This window comes from Bradyrhizobium sp. CIR18, assembly GCF_014198295.1.
GTDB lineage: Bacteria > Pseudomonadota > Alphaproteobacteria > Rhizobiales > Xanthobacteraceae > Bradyrhizobium.
In genome coordinates this window covers 1-16,793 of the sequence record NZ_JACIHF010000010.1, presented here as the reverse complement: position 1 = coordinate 16,793, position 16,793 = coordinate 1, and the positions used below count along the sequence as shown (strand labels likewise).

The window sequence follows — 16,793 nt, the reverse complement described above, 5'->3', positions numbered from 1 at the left end:
CTCCGTCACCCTGAGGTGCTCGCCTCTTTGGCGAGCCTCGAAGGGCGACGGCCCGGCTGCTACTGCGCGGGCGTTCATCCTTCGTGCGGTGCGTTGCACCGCCCGCCTCGCACCTCAGGATGACGAGCTAACAGTTGATCCGCTCAGCTGAACATTACGCCCGCTGAACCCCGATCACGCGGCCTTTCTCGACCGCCAGTGCCAGCTCGCCGCGCTTGAGCTTCAAGGCAGCGTCGCCGAACAGCTCGCGACGCCAGCCGCGCAGTGCCGGCACGTCGGCTTCGTCGTCGGCCGCGATCTCCTCGAGATCGTCGACGGTCGCGATCACCTTGCTGGCGACCGCATGCTTCTCGGCGGTCATGCGCAGCAACACCTTCAAGAGCTCGACGATGGCGGCGCCGTTGTTGTTGTTGCGCGGCTTCTCCAGCTTCGGGAGCGTCGAAAAATCCCGCGCCAGCCCGCGCTCGACCGCGGCGACGATGTCCGCGCCCCATTTGGATTTCTCAAAACCCTTCGGCACCGAGCGCAGATGGGCGAGCTTTTCCAGAGTGTTCGGCGCGTGGGTCGCGATATCGCTGATGGCCTCGTCGCGCAGCACGCGGCCGCGCGGCACGTCGCGGCTCTGCGCCTCCTGCTCGCGCCAGGCGGCGACCTCCATCAGGACCGCGAGATCCTTCGGCTTGCGCACGCGCGTCTTGAGCCGCTCCCAGGCCCGCTCGGGGTGGAAGTCGTAGGTCCGGGGGGAGGTCAGGACCTCCATCTCGATGGAGACCCATTCGCTGCGACGGCGCTTCTTGAGGTCGGCATCGAGCGCTGCGAACACGTCGCGCAAATGCGTGACGTCGGACACGGCGTAGTGCATCTGCTCCTTGGTCAGCGGCCGGCGCGACCAGTCGGTGAAGCGGTGGGTCTTGTCCGGGCGGTGGCCGGTGACTTTCTCGACCAGCGCGTCGTAGGCGATGCTGTCGCCGTATCCGAGCACCATCGCAGCAACCTGGGTGTCGAACACCGGATGAGGGATGATGTTGGCCTGGTGCCAGATGATCTCGATGTCCTGGCGGGCAGCGTGGAAGACCTTCAGCACGCTCTCATTGGCCATCAGCTCGAAGAACGGCTTGAGGTCGATCCCCTCGGCCAGGGTATCGACGACGATGGCTTCCTCGGCGCTGGCCATCTGCACCACGCATAGCAGCGGGTAGTAGGTGGTCTCGCGCAGGAACTCGGTATCGACGGTAATGACGGGGTGCTTAGCCAGCCGGCTGCAGGCAGCCGCGAGGTCAGCGGTGGTGGTAATCAAATCCATGAACGGCCCATGACACTTGATATCAGCCGTTCTGCCGAAAGCGCTGTGATGTCAAGGGGCTCGATGCGAATTCGAGCCTTGTATTTGAAAGGAAATCGCTTTTTCCGACGAAATTCCTATTCGTAGCGGACCCGGTGCGAGGATTTGCGGGCGCAGGGCAACGCCACCACGACCACGCACATGGCGACCAGCGCCAGCCCCAGGAACTCGAAAACCAGCAGATCCACGGCGAAATCTCCAGAAACATTGATAGACTTGTCGGGGGTGCGTTGAGGGTCTGTTAATTGCGATGGTTACCGGCCGCCGGGGCGGGCTGGATGGTGGACGGCGGGTTAACGGCGGAAACCGCCCTTCATGTCATCAGCTTCGGCAGGGCTGCGGCCAAGGTATCCACGGCCACCCGGACCTTTGGCGGCAGCCGGGGTGAGCGCGGCCATAGCGCGTGGCATTCGTAGAGGAATTCCGGTTGGCCGCTGAGGAGCCTGATGAGCGCTCCGGTGGCGAGGCGCTCGCGGACCAGCCAGTACGGTAGCCAGGCGAGCCCCATGCCCTGCGTGGCGGCATCGGCAATCGCCTCGAGATCGTCGAGCCGTAGCCTGCCGGACGGCATGATCTCGCGCACGGGCCCGCTGCCTTGTGGAAATAGCCACGGACGGATGCGCCCCGAGCGGCGATAGATGATCGCCTGATGCGCGGTGAGATCGTCGATCGATTTCGGCTTGCCGCTCGCCCGCAAGTACGAGCGCGCGCCGCACACCACCATGCGCTGGCTTGCGATGCGGCGTGCGATCAGGCCGGACTGGTCGATGAGATCGCCGGTCCGGATCGCAAGGTCGTAGCCGGCCTCGATGAGGTCGGTGATCGGATCGCCGAAGGAAAGGTCGAGTTCGAGCCGCGGATGTTTTCGCGCGAGCTTCATCAGCAAGGGGGCAATGCAGTGCCGGCCCAGCAGGGCTGGCATGGTCACGCGGAGCCTGCCGCGCGGCTCGGACAGTTCGTCGGTAACGACGGCATCGGCGGCGTCCGCTTCGAGCAGTACCGCGCGGCAGCGCTCGTAATAGGCCTGGCCCGCGTCAGTCAGGCTCTGTCGCCGTGTGGTGCGGTTGAGGAGGCCGACGCCGAGGCGCTCTTCGAGGAAGCGCACATGCTTGCCGACCATCGGCCCCGACATCTCCAGGGCGTCGGCCGCGGCTGCGAACGAGCCGAGATCGACAGCCCGGACGAACACGGCCATGCTGGTCAGGCGGTCCATGATTGAAAACTCCTGGTTTCGACTGTTCGCTCACTTTGCCGATTTATCCACTTCCTTGGGATCGGCATAGCTCCATTCAGTTCAATTGTTTTGGAGTGTATCCATGGCCCGCGTCGTTCGCTTTCACCGCCATGGCGGTCCCGAAGTGCTGGGTATCGAGACCGTCAACGTTCTGCCGCCGGCGAAGGGCGAGGTTCAGATTCGGATCAGGGCGCTCGGCCTCAACCGTGCGGAAGCTCTGTTGCGGTCGGGGTCCTATATCGAGACCGCCCAATTTCCGTCCGGTCTTGGTCTCGAGGCGGCGGGTCTTGTCGAGACTGTTGGCGAAGGCGTGGCCGGCTTTGCGCCGGGCGATGCCGTCAGTATCGTGCCGCCGACATCCATGGTGCGATGGCCGGCTTATGCGGAGCTCGCAACTTTTCCGGCCGAACTCGTCGTAAAGCATCCACCCGATCTAAGCTTCGAGACAGCGGCAGCGCTATGGATGCAGTATCTGACGGCCTACGGCGCGCTGGTTGACATCGCCGGACTCTTGCGAGGGGACGTGGTCGCCATCACGGCGGCATCGAGCAGTGTCGGGCTTGCAGCAATCCAGATCGCGAACCGGATCGGGGCTGTCCCGGTCGCCCTGACCCGGACATCGACCAAGCGGCGGGCCTTGCTCGATGCCGGTGCCGCTTACGTCGTGGCCTCAGACGAGGAGGATATCGCAGCGCGGCTGGCGGAGATCGCCGGTTCAAACGGCGTCCGCGTGGTGTTTGATGCCGTCGGCGGTCCGGCGTTCGAGCCGCTGACTGGCGCGATGGCGCCGGGCGGCATCCTGATCGAATATGGCGGGCTAAGCCCTGAGCCGACGCCGTTCCCACTCTTCAACGTGTTGACCAAGAGCCTGGTCCTGCGCGGCTACCTCGTGCACGAGATCGTCCGCGATCCGACGCGACTTGGGCAGGCCAAGGCTTTCATCCTCGATGGGGTGGCGGACGACACGTTGAAGCCGATCATCGCGCGAACGTTCAAGTTCGAGGATATTGTCGAGGCGCATCGCTTCCTGGAGTCGAACACGCAGTTCGGCAAGATTGTCGTGACGATCTGAGGTCGCGCATTTCGAGGTGTAGTTTCGTAGGGTGGGCAAAGCGAAGCGTGCCCACCATCGCTCAATAGATAGAAAGGTGGGCACGGCATTGTGTGCCTTTGCCCACCCTACGAGATCGCGTTCGTGGCTCGCAGGATGGATTACGCCCGCGACGGCGTTTCACGCGGTCGCGGGCTAATCTTACTGCGTGACTAATCCACCCTACAAGGCAGCCTTACGGCAGCTTCAGCGACGTCTCTGCATTGTACGGCTTCAGCGTCTCATCCGCGGCCTTCTGGGCGGCGGCGAGGGCTTCCTTCGGCTGCTTCTTGCCGTTGAGGACCAGCATCACCTCGTCCTCGAGGTTCTTGCGCACCGGCACGGTCTTGTAGGTCGCGAACCAGGGCTTTGCGACGTCGAGTTGCTCGACGGCGGTCTTGGCGTCGGGGTTCTTGTTGAGGAAGTCGACCATCTCTGGCGTTTTGTAGGCGGCCATGTTGGGCGCGAAATAGCCGGTGGCGCGGCTCCACCAGCCGCTCTTCTCGGGCGAGGTCATCCACTTGATCAGCGTCCATGCGGCCTTCTGCTTGTCGGCCTCGAGCCCTGCCGGAACGATCAGCGAGGCGCCGCCGATCGGCACGGCGTTGCGGACGTTGCGCGGGATGAAGGCGACCTTGTAGGCGAACTTGGCGTTGTCGCGCACGTAAGTGAGCGAGCCCGTCGATAGCATCATCATCGCGGCGTTGCCGGAGATGAAGGAAGTGCTGACGGCAGGGCCAGGCGTGGCGCCGGGGGCGTGGACCTTGTGCTTGTAGACGAGGTCATTCCACCAGGTCAGTGCGCCGAGCATCGAAGGCGTGTCGTAATAGACCTCGCCGCCGAACTCCTCGTTGTAGTAGCGCCCGCCATTGCTCATGGTGAGCGTTTCCATCATCCAGCCGCAATAGTCATACGCGCAGGGGATCGCGATGCCCCATTGGGTCACCTTGTCGCCCTCGCGCTTGGTGAGCTTCTTGGCCCAGTCGGTGAGCTCAGCCCAGGTCTGCGGCGGCTTGCTCGGATCGAGGCCGGCTTCCTTGGCCTTGTCGGCGTTGATGTAGAGCAGCGGCGTCGAATTATGGAAGGGCACGCCGTAGACCGAGCGGTTGATCACCGCGTTGCCCTGCAGCGCCGGGAAGAACTGGCCGAGGAACTGCTCCTTGGTGGTGCCGTCGGCCTTGATCAGGGCATCGAGATTGGTGAGCTCGTTCTCGATCTGCATGTCGAGCAGGAAGTTCGCCGACATGATCACGGCGGACGGCGGCTTGCCGGCCTTGATTGCGGCGCGCGTCTTGATCAGCGTGTCGTCATAGGAGCCGGTGTAGACCGCGGTCGCCTTGACGTCCGGATGGGTCTCGTTGAACTCCTTGATCAAGGTGCCCATGTCGCGGGCGAGCTTGCCGTCGACGGGGACGGGGAAGAACAGATCGATCTCGGTCGGGCCTTCGCCGGCGAGCGCCGGAAGGGCGAGGGCACTTGCCATGGAGCCTGCCATGGCAAGGCCGAGCATGAGCCTGCGGGAAAACAGCATCGAAGAATCTCCTATTTGATGCCTGAGGTGACGAAAGAGCTGATGAAGCGCTTCTGGAAGATCAGGAAGGTGATGAGCAGCGGGCCGATCACCATCAGCGTGCCGGCGGCGATGGTGCCCCAGGCCTGCGTGCCTTCGGCGGTCTTGGTGAAGACGGAGAGCCCGACCGTGAGCGGCCGCTTGTCCGGCGAGTTGATCACCATCAGCGGCCACAGGAAGTCGTTCCAGTGGCTGGTCACGGAGATGATGGCGAAGGCGGAGAAGCTCGGCATCGACAGCGGCACGTAGATATGGCGGATGCGCTGGAGCAGGCTGGCGCCGTCGATCAGGGCTGCGTCTTCCAGCTCGGTCGGAATCGCCTCGAACGCCTGGCGCATCAGGAAGGTGCCGAAGGCGGAGGCGAAGAACGGCATCATCACGCCGGTGAGCGTGTCGTAGAGGCCGAGTTGCGCCACCAGCGACAGGTTCGGCACGATCAGCAGCACCGGCACCAGCATCAGCTGCATCAGGAACAGATAGAAGATCGGCGTCTTGCCGAGGAAGTCGAGGCGCGCGAAGGCAAAGCCCGCCAGCGTGATCGTGACGAATTGCACGAGCAAAATGCCGGCACAGATGATCGTGGTGTTGAGCGTGTAGCGCGGGAAATCGCCGATCTCCCAGGCATCCCTGACATTGTCGAGTGTCGGCTTCAGGCTCGGCATCAGTTCGGCCATGGCATTGATGCCGTCGGAGGCCGGGCGCAGCGTCGCCACGACCATCCACAGGAACGGAATGAGCCAGACGATCGCGAGCAGCACGGTCAGCAGGAAGCCGAGCTTGGGCGTGATCTCGTTGCGGGTGGCGAGCGGGGCGTCCTTGTAGATGGCGTCGATCAGCTTCATGGCCCGCCCTCGCGATTGGCCATGGTACGGAAGGAAAGCGCGGTGAGGCCCATCAGCGCGGCGAGCGTCAGCAGCGTCGCGGCCGAGGCCTTGCCGACGTCGTAATGCTCGACCGCCTGCTGGTAGATGTAGAACAGCACGAGGTTGGTCGAATTGGACGGCCCGCCCTGGGTCATGACGAAGACGTGGTCGACCTGCGTCACCGCGTTGAGCGTGGCGATCACGATGACGAACAGGAAGGTGGGCTTGAGCTCGGGCAAGATGATGTGGCGGAAGCGCATGTAAGGCCCGGCGCCATCGAGATGCGCGGCCTCCATGACGTCCTCAGGCACGGCCTGAAGGCCGGCAAGGAAGAACAGCATGTAATAGCCGGCGTTTTTCCAGATCGTGATGATCATGATCGCATACAGCGCGATGTCGGGATCGCCGAGCCAGTTCGGCAGCACCGGAAGCAGGCGGCCGATATAGAAGTCGAGCAGGCCGACATTGGGCAGGAAGATGAACATGAACAGCGCCGAGGCCGCGACCATCGGGATCAGCACCGGCAGGAACAGCGCCGCCCGCAGCGCGCTGCTGACGGCGTTGGTGCGCGACAGCGCGAGCGCAAACAGCAGCGCGAGGCCGATGCTCGGGATCGTCGTGCCGATGGCATAGACGAGATTGTTGACGACGGCGCCGGTGAAGGCGGGGTCGGCCAGCACCGCGCTGATATTGTCGAGGCCGACGAAGCGGACCGGCGCCTTCGGCGTGGCGCGCTGGTAGAGCGCATCGATGAACACGCGGCCCATCGCGCCATAGGTGAACAGCGCGAGAAAGACCAGCGAGGGCAGCAACAGGAGATAGGCGGGCAGCGAAGCTTTGAAGCGCGTGCCGAGGCGCTTCAGGACGTCCAGGCGCGGCGCCGCCGAGGTCGCGACCGGAAGAGCCGCGGGTTCGGCGAGGCTCATCTCACCGCGCCGGGAAATTGAGCGCATAGTCGCGGCCGTCCGTTCCCACGGGTGGTTCGAAGGGAAAGCGCAGACTGGTGTCGAGGAAGTCGTGGCTGTGCACGACGAGGTTCTCGTCGTCGATCAAGACGACGCCATAGGCGGGCGGTTCGTGGCTTGCGAGGTGCGGCGCGTCAGCGTCGAGCTCGAACCAGACCTGGTGGTTGGTGCCGCGCAAGGTGGAGAACGGGATCTTGCCGTAGCTGCCGAAGATCGGGCGGTGGACGTGGCCGAAGAAGAGGTGACGGATGCGCGCGCGATAGGGCGCGATCACCTCGGCGAACTCCGCGCTCTGTTTCAGCGCGATCTCGTCCATCGCGTGGACGCCGACCGGGAAGGGCGGATGATGCATGAACACGACGAACGGCTGGTTGGCGGGCGCGGCCGCCAGCGTGTTCGCGAGCCAGTCGAGGCGCTTGGCGCACATCTCGCCGGCGTGGCTGGTTTCGTCCAGCGTGTCGAGGAAGACGAACAGGCCGTGCTCGGTGGTCTTCGTGCCCTGCACGAAGCCGTTTGAATCGCGCGGCGCGGCCTTCAGCGCGTCGAGGCAGGTGACGCGGCGGTCGTGATTGCCGACCATGGCGATGTACGCGATCTTCAGCGCGGCCATTGCGTCTGCGAAATTGGTGTAAGATTCCGGCTCGCCCCAATGGGTGAGGTCGCCGGTCACGACAGCGAAGGCGGCGTCGGACTGGTGCGTGTTGATGTCGGCGATCGCCGCATCCAGCCGGGCGCGCGGATCGAGGCCATAGAGCGTCAAGCCGGGGTTCGCGAGATGCGTGTCGGTGAGGTGGATGAATTTGAACGGCATGGCACGCTTTGTCGGGACGGTTGGAGGATGGGCGCCTCCGGCAGGACGGCCCTGCCAGCCCGTTAGAGTGCGTGTGTTTCAGTTTGATGACAGTGGTTCCCGTGTCCACAGCAGCGCGCTGCGCACGGTGGATTAGCCGAAGGGGTAATTCAAAGTTCCGGCTTACCTTGAGTTGCGGTGCTGCGCGGAGCAGAGCTAATCTAAGCGCGCAAACTTGGTTCTTGTCCCGCGGATCGAGCTAACGGTCGATCGCGCGCAGGCGCTTGATCTCGGCGATCAATCTCGGAATGTCCTGTCGCGCGTTGGCGATGAATTCCTGATCGGCGAGCGTCGCGCCAGTGAGGTAGATGTCTTCGCCTCCGGTCTGGACGAAGTCCGATCCGCTTAGTTCATCGCGCTTCTCGATGAACGATTTCCAAGGACCCGCGGTCGCCTGCTCGCAGCGCGCCTTAATCGCTTCGATCTCGTCATCTGTCAGGGCCGAGAGCTGCGTCATCTTGCAATCCAGAACAGGTTTACGTCCCACAAAACGTCCGCAACACCCGCTGGTCCGGCAGCGGCGGATCGGCGTAGGCGGCAAACTCCGGCTGGTCCTCGAACGGCTTGGCCAGCACTTGCACCAGCTCCTCGAACGGGGCGTAGTCGTCGTCGTTGACCGCGGCCTGGATCACGGCCTCGACGCTGTGGTTGCGCGGGATGAAGGCCGGATTGACGGCGTGCATGGCGGCCTGCCGCTCGGCTGCGGTCTGCGGCTCCAGCGCGATGCGTGCGCGCCAGCGGCGGGACCACTCGTCGAAGGCTGCGGGCTCCATGAACTGCGCACGCGCATCGGCGCTGTCATCAACGGCGGAATCGCCGAGCTTGCGGAAGGTGAGGGTGAAGTCGGCCTGGTTCTTGGCCATGGCTTCGAGCAGATCCTGGATCAGGGCGTCGTCGCCTTCACGCTCCGTGAACAGGCCGACCTTTTTGCGCAAGCCGGCTTGATAAGCCGTGCTGAAAATCTCGGAGAAGGCGCCGAGAATGTCCTGGGCTTCGGCCACCGCCTTCTCCTGCTCGTCGGAGAACAACGGCAGCAGGCACTCGGCGAGGCGGGTCAAATTCCACAGCGCGATGCGCGGCTGATTGGCATAGGCATAGCGGCCCATCTCGTCGATCGAGGAGAACACCTGCGAAGGGTTGTAGGCGTCCATGAAGGCGCAGGGGCCGTAGTCGATGGTCTCGCCCGAGATGGAGGTGTTGTCGGTGTTCATCACGCCGTGGATGAAGCCGACCAGCAGCCAGCGCGCGATGAGCTCGGCCTGGCGGGCGACGACGCCGGCGAGCAGTTCGTGATAGGGCCGCTCCGCATCACGCAGCTCCGGATAGTGCCTGGCGATGACGTGATCGGCGAGCCGGCGGATCGCCTCGGTGTCACGCCGCACGGCGAAGAACTGGAAGGTGCCGACGCGGATATGGCTGGAGGCGATACGCGTCAGCACCGCGCCCGGCAGCGCGGTCTCGCGGATGACGTGCTCGCCGGTGACGACGGCGGCAAGCGAGCGGGTGGTCGGGATGCCCAGTGCATACATCGCTTCGCTGACGATGTATTCGCGCAGGACCGGTCCGAGCGCGGCGCGGCCGTCGCCGCGGCGGGAGAACGGGGTGGGGCCGCTGCCCTTGAGCTGGATGTCCCGGCGGACGCCGTCTTTGTCGATGACCTCGCCGAGCAGGATGGCGCGGCCGTCGCCGAGCTGCGGGACGAACTGCCCGAACTGGTGGCCGGCATAGGCCATGGCGATCGGATCGGCGCCGTCGGGAACCGTCTTCCCCGCCAGGATCGCCGCGCCTTCCGCCGTCTCCAGCAGGTCAGGATCGAGCCCGAGCTGGACCGCCAGCGGCCGGTTCAGCTTGATCAGCCGGGGGGCGGCGACAGGGGTCGGGGCGACGCGGGCAAAGAAGCTGTCGGGCAGCGCCGAATAGGAGTTCTGGAAGGGGAAATGCACCGTCATGCCCTCAAGATAGGGCTGGAACGGCTGATGGCAAAGGGATGGGCCCAGATCGGGCAAAAATGGGCGCTTCCGGCCCAAAACAGGCCGTTCCCTTGGTTGCCGCCCCCGGCCTCGTCGGGTAAACCCTGCCGCAATCTCGGACCGGCCGTGACAGGCGGTCCGATTCGCTTCCACCGACATCATTTTTGGGACGACCATGCATCGCTACCGGTCACATACATGCGGCGCGCTCCGCGAGAGCAACATCGGCGAGACGGTCCGCCTGTCAGGCTGGGTCCATCGCGTCCGCGACCATGGCGGCGTGCTGTTCATCGACCTGCGCGACCATTACGGCCTGACCCAATGCGTGGTCGACCCGGACTCGCCGGCGTTCTCGCTGGCCGAAAAGCTGCGCTCGGAATTCGTGGTGCGGATGGACGGCAAGGCCCGCCGCCGCCCCGAGGGCACCGACAATGACGATCTGCCGACCGGCAAGATCGAGATCTATGTCACCGAGATCGAGGTGCTGGGTCCGGCCGGTGATCTGCCGCTGCCTGTGTTCGGCGACCAGGAATATCCTGAAGACATCCGCCTGAAGTACCGCTTCCTCGACCTGCGTCGCGAAAAGCTTCACCAGAACATCATGACGCGCGTCGAGATCATCAAGTCGATGCGCCGGCGCATGGAGGGGCAGGGCTTCTTCGAGTTCAACACCCCGATCCTGACCGCGTCCTCGCCGGAAGGCGCGCGCGACTTCCTGGTGCCCTCGCGCATCCATCCCGGCAAATTCTATGCACTGCCGCAGGCGCCGCAGCAGTACAAGCAACTGCTCATGATGAGTGGCTTCGACCGCTACTTCCAGATCGCGCCCTGTTTCCGCGACGAGGACCCGCGTGCCGACCGCCTGCCGGGCGAGTTCTACCAGCTCGACGTCGAGATGAGCTTTGTGACGCAGGAAGACGTCTTTGCGGCGATGGAGCCCGTGATCACGGGCGTGTTCGAGGAGTTCGCCAAGGGCAAGCCGGTCACCAAAGGCTGGCGCCGGATTCCGTTCGCCGAGGCGCTGCGCAAATACGGCAGCGACAAGCCGGATCTGCGCAATCCCATCGAGATGCAGGACGTCTCCGAGCATTTCCGCGGCTCCGGCTTCAAGGTCTTTGCGCGCATGCTCGAAGACCCCAAGAACCAGGTCTGGGCGATCCCCGCGCCGGGCGGCGGCAGCCGCGCCTTCTGCGATCGCATGAATTCGTGGGCGCAGGGCGAAGGCCAGCCCGGCCTCGGCTACATCATGTGGCGCGAGGGCGGCGAGGGTGCAGGTCCCCTTGCGAACAATATCGGTCCCGAGCGCACCGCTGCGATCCGCGCGCAGATCGGCACCAAGGAAGGCGATGCCGCCTTCTTCGTCGCCGGCGATCCCGACAAGTTCTGGAAGTTCTCAGGGCTCGCCCGCAACAAGGTCGGCGAGGAATTGAACCTCACCGATAAGGAGCGGTTCGAGCTCGCCTGGATCGTCGACTTCCCGATGTACGAGTACAACGAGGACGACAAGAAGGTCGACTTCTCGCACAACCCGTTCTCGATGCCGCAGGGCGGCCTTGATGCGCTGAAGGGCCAGGATCCGCTGACCATCAAGGCGTTCCAGTACGACATCACCTGCAACGGCTACGAGATCGCCTCGGGCGGCATCCGCAACCACGTGCCGGAAGCGATGGTGAAGGCGTTCGAGATCGCAGGCTACGGCGAGCAGGAAGTGGTCGACCGCTTCGGCGGCATGTACCGCGCGTTCCAGTACGGCGCGCCGCCGCACGGCGGCATGGCCGCCGGCGTCGACCGCATCGTGATGCTGCTGTGTGGCACCACGAATCTGCGCGAGATCTCGCTGTTCCCGATGAACCAGCAGGCCATGGACCTCCTGATGGGCGCCCCGTCGGAAGCGACGACCAAGCAGCTTCGCGAGCTGCATGTGCGGGTGAACCTGCCGCAGAAGTGAGTGTGCTTTGCCTCTCCCCCCATGCGGGGAGAGGCCGCCTTGCATCGAAGATGCGAGGCGGGTGAGGGGGACTCTCAGCGAGTCTAACTCTCACCGTGATTGCGGAGGCGGCCCTTCACCCCAACCCTCTCCCCCGTAAGAACGGGGCGAGGCAGCGCACCGCCGCCGTCACCTACAACCCCGTCGACGCCTCGATCCTGAACTGCGCCAGCGCGATGATCGGCTCGTTGTCGAGGACGTCCATGAGCTGAAGTACCGGCAGCTTGCCGAGCGGCGTCAGCTTGATGGTCAGCGTCTGGCCTGATGCCTCGACGAAGCCGGCCAGCGCATCGACCGCGGCCTTGGCATCGAGATTTGAGGCGGCGATCTTCTCGCCCTGCGCCCGGATCATCGCAACGAGGGCGCTGCGCGCGGCATCACGGCTGACATTCTGCACGCGCGCAAACTGGGCCACGACAAGATCGACAACGCCGCGATCGCGCAACGACAGCTCGATTGCGCCGGTCTCGACCTGCGCCAACTGGCCCATGGCCTCGAGCGGGTCCGTCGTGGTGAAGAGGTCGCGCGGCACCTTGGCGAGCGCCACGCTTACCTGCGCTTTGGCGAGGTTGCCGAGATCGAGCGTGGCCGGCGCCAGCGCGAATGCGCCTGACGCTTCCGTCCAGGCCGCGCCGAGATCGAGGTCGATCGCGAGCTTGTCCACGCCTGCCACGATCAGCGGCTGCAGCGCCGGATTGGCGGGATCGGTCGGCGTGACCATCTTCACGACCAGACTGGCCTTGCTCGGGATCGATCCCACCAGCTGGCCCCAGTTCAGGCTGATCGTGTCGACGGTGATCGGCTGCCGCGAGTTGTTATGCGGCGCAACCACGCCCTTGATCTCGGCGCCTTCGAGCACGCGGAACAGTCCGAGCATCTGATCGGGCGAGGGCGGTTGCCCGGGATTGGTGAGACCCGAAGCCCAGCGCATCAGGTTCGGCATGCTGAAGGATTTGAGCGCGAAGCGCTCCATCTTGAACTGACCCTGCGGCGAAGGTGCATCGACGCCCTCGATCGCGAATTCGCCCTGCCGGTAGCGGATCGCGTTGATCTTCCCTGTTCCCTGCGGTGTGCCAATCGAGGTCTGGCCGATCTCGGCCTTGCCGATGCGAATAGCGTCGTAGAATCCGGCGACCTTCTCCATCAGCTCGCGCGTTTGCGTCGGCGTTGGCGAGGCCGACTTATCCTGCGGCAGCATGGCAAACATCTCGAACAAATGGAGCTTCGACGGCTGCACGTCGATGTCTTCCATGGCGATGCCGTCGATATCCATACGCAGGCCCAGCGCGGACTTGAGTACAGAAGGGCCGGCGGAGATTTGTCGGTAGACCCGGCGGTAGCTGTCGTCACCGCTCGTCTGCGGATCGAGTGCGGCGAGGATCGGGGTCGAGTCGAAATCATTGACGATCATGCCGGAGATCTCGCCAGTCAGCTTGTCCGCCTTGCCCGGCTGCGTAACGTTGATCGTGAAGGTGGCGCGGTCCATCTTCATTGCATCGACTTTGCCGCGGCCGAGGTTTTGGAGCGCGAGGCCCGAATAGACCACTTCACCGCTGCCGCCGCTGCTGCCGGCGTCGAAACTGATGTTGATGGACGGGATCATCACGGACGTTGCCGTCAGGCTCGCGAACTGGTCGAGCACGAACCGGTACATGTCGCTCAAGGAGCTCGATGCCGGCACGTTTTCAACGCGCAGGGGGCCCGCATAGTCGCGCAGCGTCACCTGCGGGATCTTGTAGGCCACTTTCAGCTTGCCGGGGCCGACTTCATCCAACGCAATCTCGACACCCGAGATGTCGATGCCGTCAGCGGCAAAGCGAGTCTCGCCGATCTGGCGGACGCCCGAGCTCTTGAAGGCGCCGATCTTGACGTGCCCCTGCAACGGGTTGCCGGGATCGATTGCAATGTCCTCGATCGTCAGCGTCCGGCTCGACCGCTCGAAGGCGATCTTGCCGTGGCTGGCTTTGCTGCCGCCGGCGCGAAGCCGCTCGAACGCCGCCTCGACCTCGCTGGTCATCCGATGCTGGACATAGAGGTTGAAGCCGAACCATCCGCCCGCGCCGAGCACGGCTGCCACGATCAGGCCGATCAGGATTCGCTTCATTCCCAGCTCCAGTTGCTCGTTTTGCACCGCGCAACCTGCCATATTCGCGAAACGCCGCGCGGTCCAGGGAAAGCTATGGTTTTCAAATATTTGACCGCGCGCCCTGTTGATGGGCGCGCAATCGGATGTTGCCACCGGGGCGCCCGGCGTGCTTCATCCCGTTTCCATGACCCGGAAATACGGTCCGCTTGGACCGCGGCTTCGGATCGTGCATTTTTGAGGCCGGTAACGCGAGGCGAGACACCGCATGTCGTCCTATTCTGATGATCTCCACCAGGCGGCGCTCGCCTACCATCGTCTGCCGCGCCCTGGGAAGCTCGAGATCCAGGCAAGCAAGCCGCTTGCCAACCAGCGTGATCTCGCGCTGGCCTATTCGCCGGGCGTCGCCGCGGCCTGCACCGAGATCGCCAAGAACCCGGCGGAAGCCGCCACGCTGACCACCCGCGCCAATCTGGTCGCCGTGGTCTCCAACGGCACCGCCGTGCTCGGCCTCGGCAATATCGGACCGCTGGCCTCCAAGCCGGTGATGGAGGGCAAGGCCGTCCTGTTCAAGAAATTCGCCGGCATCGACGTGTTCGACATCGAAATCGCCGCCGACACCATCGACCGCGTGGTCGAGACCGTGGCGGCGCTCGAGCCGACCTTCGGCGGCATCAATCTGGAAGACATCCGTGGACCGGAGTGCTTCGAGATCGAGGCGCAACTCAAGGAGCGCATGAAGATCCCGGTCTTCCATGACGACCAGCACGGGACCGCGATCATCGTCGCCGCCGCCATCACCAACGGGCTCAGGCTGAACGGCAAGAAGCTGTCGGACGTCAAGATCGTCGCCTCCGGCGCAGGGGCCGCGGCCATCGCGACACTGAATCTGCTGGTGTCGATGGGCGCACAGCGCAAGAACATCTGGGTTTGCGACATCGACGGCCTCGTGCATGAGGGCCGCAACACCACGATGGACCGCTGGAAGGCGGTCTATGCGCAGAAGACCGACAAGCGCACGCTCGGCGACGTCATCGGCGGCGCCGACATCTTCATCGGTCTCTCGGCGCCGGGCGTGCTCAAGCCCGAGATGGCCAAGGCGATGGCCGACAAGCCGCTGATCATGGCGCTCGCCAACCCGACCCCGGAGATCATGCCGGAGGAGGCGCGCAAGGTGCGCCCTGACGCCATGATCTGCACCGGCCGCTCCGACTATCCGAACCAGGTCAACAACGTCCTGTGCTTTCCGTTCATCTTCCGCGGCGCGCTCGATGTCGGCGCCAGCGCCATCAACGAGGAGATGAAGCACGCTGCCGTCGAGGCCATCGCGCAGCTCGCGCGCGAGGCGCCCTCGGATGCGGTCGCGCAGGGTTTTGACACCGGCGAGACGCAGGGGTTCGGCCCGGGCTCGCTGATCCCGAGTCCCTTTGATCCCCGGTTGATTCTACGCATCGCGCCGGCGGTGGCGAAGGCGGCGATGGAGTCGGGCGTGGCGACGCGGCCCATCACCAATTTCGACGAATACACCGCGCTGCTCGAGCGCTTCGCCTTCCGCTCCGGCCTCGTCATGAAGCCGATGTTCGCCAAGGCCAAGACCCAGCCGGTGCGCGTGATCTATGCCGAAGGCGAGGACGAGCGCGTGCTGCGCGCCACGCAGGTGGTGCTGGAGGAGAATTTGGCGCGGCCGATCCTGGTCGGCCGTCCTTCGGTCGTCGAGGCGCGCATCAAGCGCTTCGGTCTTTCGATCCGCGCCGGCAAGGATTTCGACCTGGTCAATCCCGAGGACGATCCGCGCTATCGCTCCTATGTGCAGTCCTATGTCGAGGTCGCCGGTCGCCGCGGCGTGACGCCGGATGCGGCGCGCACGGTGGTGCGCACCAACAACACGGTGATCGCTGCGCTCGCGGTGACGCGCGGGGAGGCGGATGCCATGCTCTGCGGCGTCGAGGGCCGCTACATGAGCCATCTGCGCCATGTCCGCGAGATCGTCGGTTTTTGCCCGGGCATCAGCGACTACGCGGCGCTGGCGCTGCTGATCACCAGCAAGGGCGCCTTCTTCATCGCCGACACGCAGGTTCGCCCCAATCCGAGCGCGGAGGAGCTCGCCGAGATCGCATCGCTCGCCGCGGTCCACGTCCAGCGCTTCAACATCAAGCCGAAGATCGCCTTCGTCTCGCACTCGGATTTCGGCAGCTACGACACCGATTCCTCGCGCAAGATGCGCCGCGCGACCCAGCTGTTGAAGGATAAGCATCCGGAGATCGAGGCCGACGGCGAGATGCAGGGTGACACGGCACTTTCGGCTGCGGCGCGAAAAATGGTGCTGCCGCACTCCAATCTCGAGGGCGAGGCCAACATCCTGATCATGCCGACGCTGGACACCGCCAACGTCGCCTATCAGATGATCAAGTCGCTTGCGGACGCGCTGCCCGTCGGCCCGATCCTGGTCGGCCCGGCGCGCCCGGCGCATATCCTCACCCCCTCGGTGACGGCGCGCGGCATCCTCAACATGACGGCCGTCGCGGTCGTCGAAGCGCAGGAGCGCGCCGCACGGCAGCCGACGTTGTTCACGTAGGCTTCTAGCGTCATCGGCGCTGCCATCCCTTCTCCCCTTGTTGTGGGAGAAGGGATGGCAGCGCCGGATGAGGGGTTGTTTCCGCGCCTCGGGATCTCGCGAGTTTCCGCGCCGATAGATACCCCTCATCCGTCTCGCCGCTTTGCGGCGAGCCTCCTTCTCCCACGAGGGGCCTGTTGCGTTATCGGTCTTGGAGGCTGAGGACATGAGGAGAGAGGGGCGCGGTCACGGCAATTGCCAGCCAAGTCTGTAGTGTTCGCCCTC

At 64.6% G+C, this 16,793-nt stretch carries 12 protein-coding genes; 3 read left to right on the top strand and 9 right to left on the bottom strand.

Annotation, left to right across the window (positions count from 1 at the left end):
* Positions 1 to 154 precede the first annotated feature (154 nt).
* Together rnd and GGD65_RS26730 are read right to left on the bottom strand one after the other, a co-directional pair.
* Entirely contained in the window at positions 155 to 1,303 is a 1,149-nt protein-coding gene (gene rnd / locus GGD65_RS26735; protein ID WP_179730683.1) for a ribonuclease D, read from the bottom strand.
* Between the two features lie 352 nt (positions 1,304 to 1,655).
* Positions 1,656 to 2,555, bottom strand: a complete 900-nt coding sequence (locus tag GGD65_RS26730; protein WP_183237151.1) for a LysR substrate-binding domain-containing protein — start codon at positions 2,553 to 2,555, stop codon at positions 1,656 to 1,658.
* A gap of 103 nt (positions 2,556 to 2,658) precedes the next feature.
* On the opposite strand from GGD65_RS26730, the gene GGD65_RS26725 reads away from it, so the two are divergent.
* Entirely contained in the window at positions 2,659 to 3,648 is a 990-nt protein-coding gene (locus GGD65_RS26725; RefSeq protein ID WP_183237150.1) for a zinc-dependent alcohol dehydrogenase family protein, read from the top strand.
* Positions 3,649 to 3,862: 214 nt separating this feature from the next.
* Here the strand turns inward: GGD65_RS26725 and GGD65_RS26720 are convergent, their stop codons facing one another.
* The 6 genes from GGD65_RS26720 to GGD65_RS26695 all read right to left on the bottom strand — a co-directional run bounded on the left by GGD65_RS26720 (position 3,863) and on the right by GGD65_RS26695 (position 9,863).
* On the bottom strand, positions 3,863 to 5,197 hold the full coding sequence (locus tag GGD65_RS26720; protein WP_092252963.1) for an ABC transporter substrate-binding protein: 1,335 nt from the start codon (positions 5,195 to 5,197) through the stop codon (positions 3,863 to 3,865).
* Positions 5,198 to 5,208: 11 nt separating this feature from the next.
* A complete protein-coding gene (locus GGD65_RS26715; protein WP_183237149.1) occupies positions 5,209 to 6,078 on the bottom strand; it encodes a carbohydrate ABC transporter permease in 870 nt (289 codons plus the stop codon).
* Positions 6,075 to 7,025, bottom strand: a complete 951-nt coding sequence (locus GGD65_RS26710) for a carbohydrate ABC transporter permease (RefSeq protein WP_183237148.1) — start codon at positions 7,023 to 7,025, stop codon at positions 6,075 to 6,077. Before GGD65_RS26710 ends, GGD65_RS26715 begins: the two co-directional genes overlap by 4 nt.
* Position 7,026: 1 nt before the next feature.
* Positions 7,027 to 7,875, bottom strand: a complete 849-nt coding sequence (locus tag GGD65_RS26705) for a phosphodiesterase (protein WP_183237147.1) — start codon at positions 7,873 to 7,875, stop codon at positions 7,027 to 7,029.
* Positions 7,876 to 8,113: 238 nt separating this feature from the next.
* Entirely contained in the window at positions 8,114 to 8,371 is a 258-nt protein-coding gene (locus GGD65_RS26700) for a hypothetical protein (RefSeq protein ID WP_092252969.1), read from the bottom strand.
* A 19-nt stretch (positions 8,372 to 8,390) separates the two neighbouring features.
* The gene (locus GGD65_RS26695) at positions 8,391 to 9,863 is read right to left on the bottom strand and encodes a YdiU family protein (protein ID WP_183237290.1); all 1,473 of its coding nucleotides are present in this window, start codon (positions 9,861 to 9,863) and stop codon (positions 8,391 to 8,393) included.
* A 196-nt stretch (positions 9,864 to 10,059) separates the two neighbouring features.
* On the opposite strand from GGD65_RS26695, the gene aspS reads away from it, so the two are divergent.
* Positions 10,060 to 11,832: an aspartate--tRNA ligase gene (aspS, locus tag GGD65_RS26690; RefSeq protein ID WP_018317508.1), complete on the top strand. Its 1,773-nt coding sequence runs from the start codon at positions 10,060 to 10,062 to the stop codon at positions 11,830 to 11,832.
* A gap of 172 nt (positions 11,833 to 12,004) precedes the next feature.
* Here aspS and GGD65_RS26685 read toward each other — a convergent pair whose 3' ends face one another.
* Entirely contained in the window at positions 12,005 to 13,975 is a 1,971-nt protein-coding gene (locus GGD65_RS26685) for a hypothetical protein (RefSeq protein ID WP_183237146.1), read from the bottom strand.
* 247 nt (positions 13,976 to 14,222) lie between these two features.
* Between GGD65_RS26685 and GGD65_RS26680 the strand changes: the two genes are divergently transcribed.
* A complete protein-coding gene (locus GGD65_RS26680; protein WP_018317506.1) occupies positions 14,223 to 16,529 on the top strand; it encodes an NADP-dependent malic enzyme in 2,307 nt (768 codons plus the stop codon).
* The last annotated feature ends 264 nt before the right edge of the window (positions 16,530 to 16,793 follow it).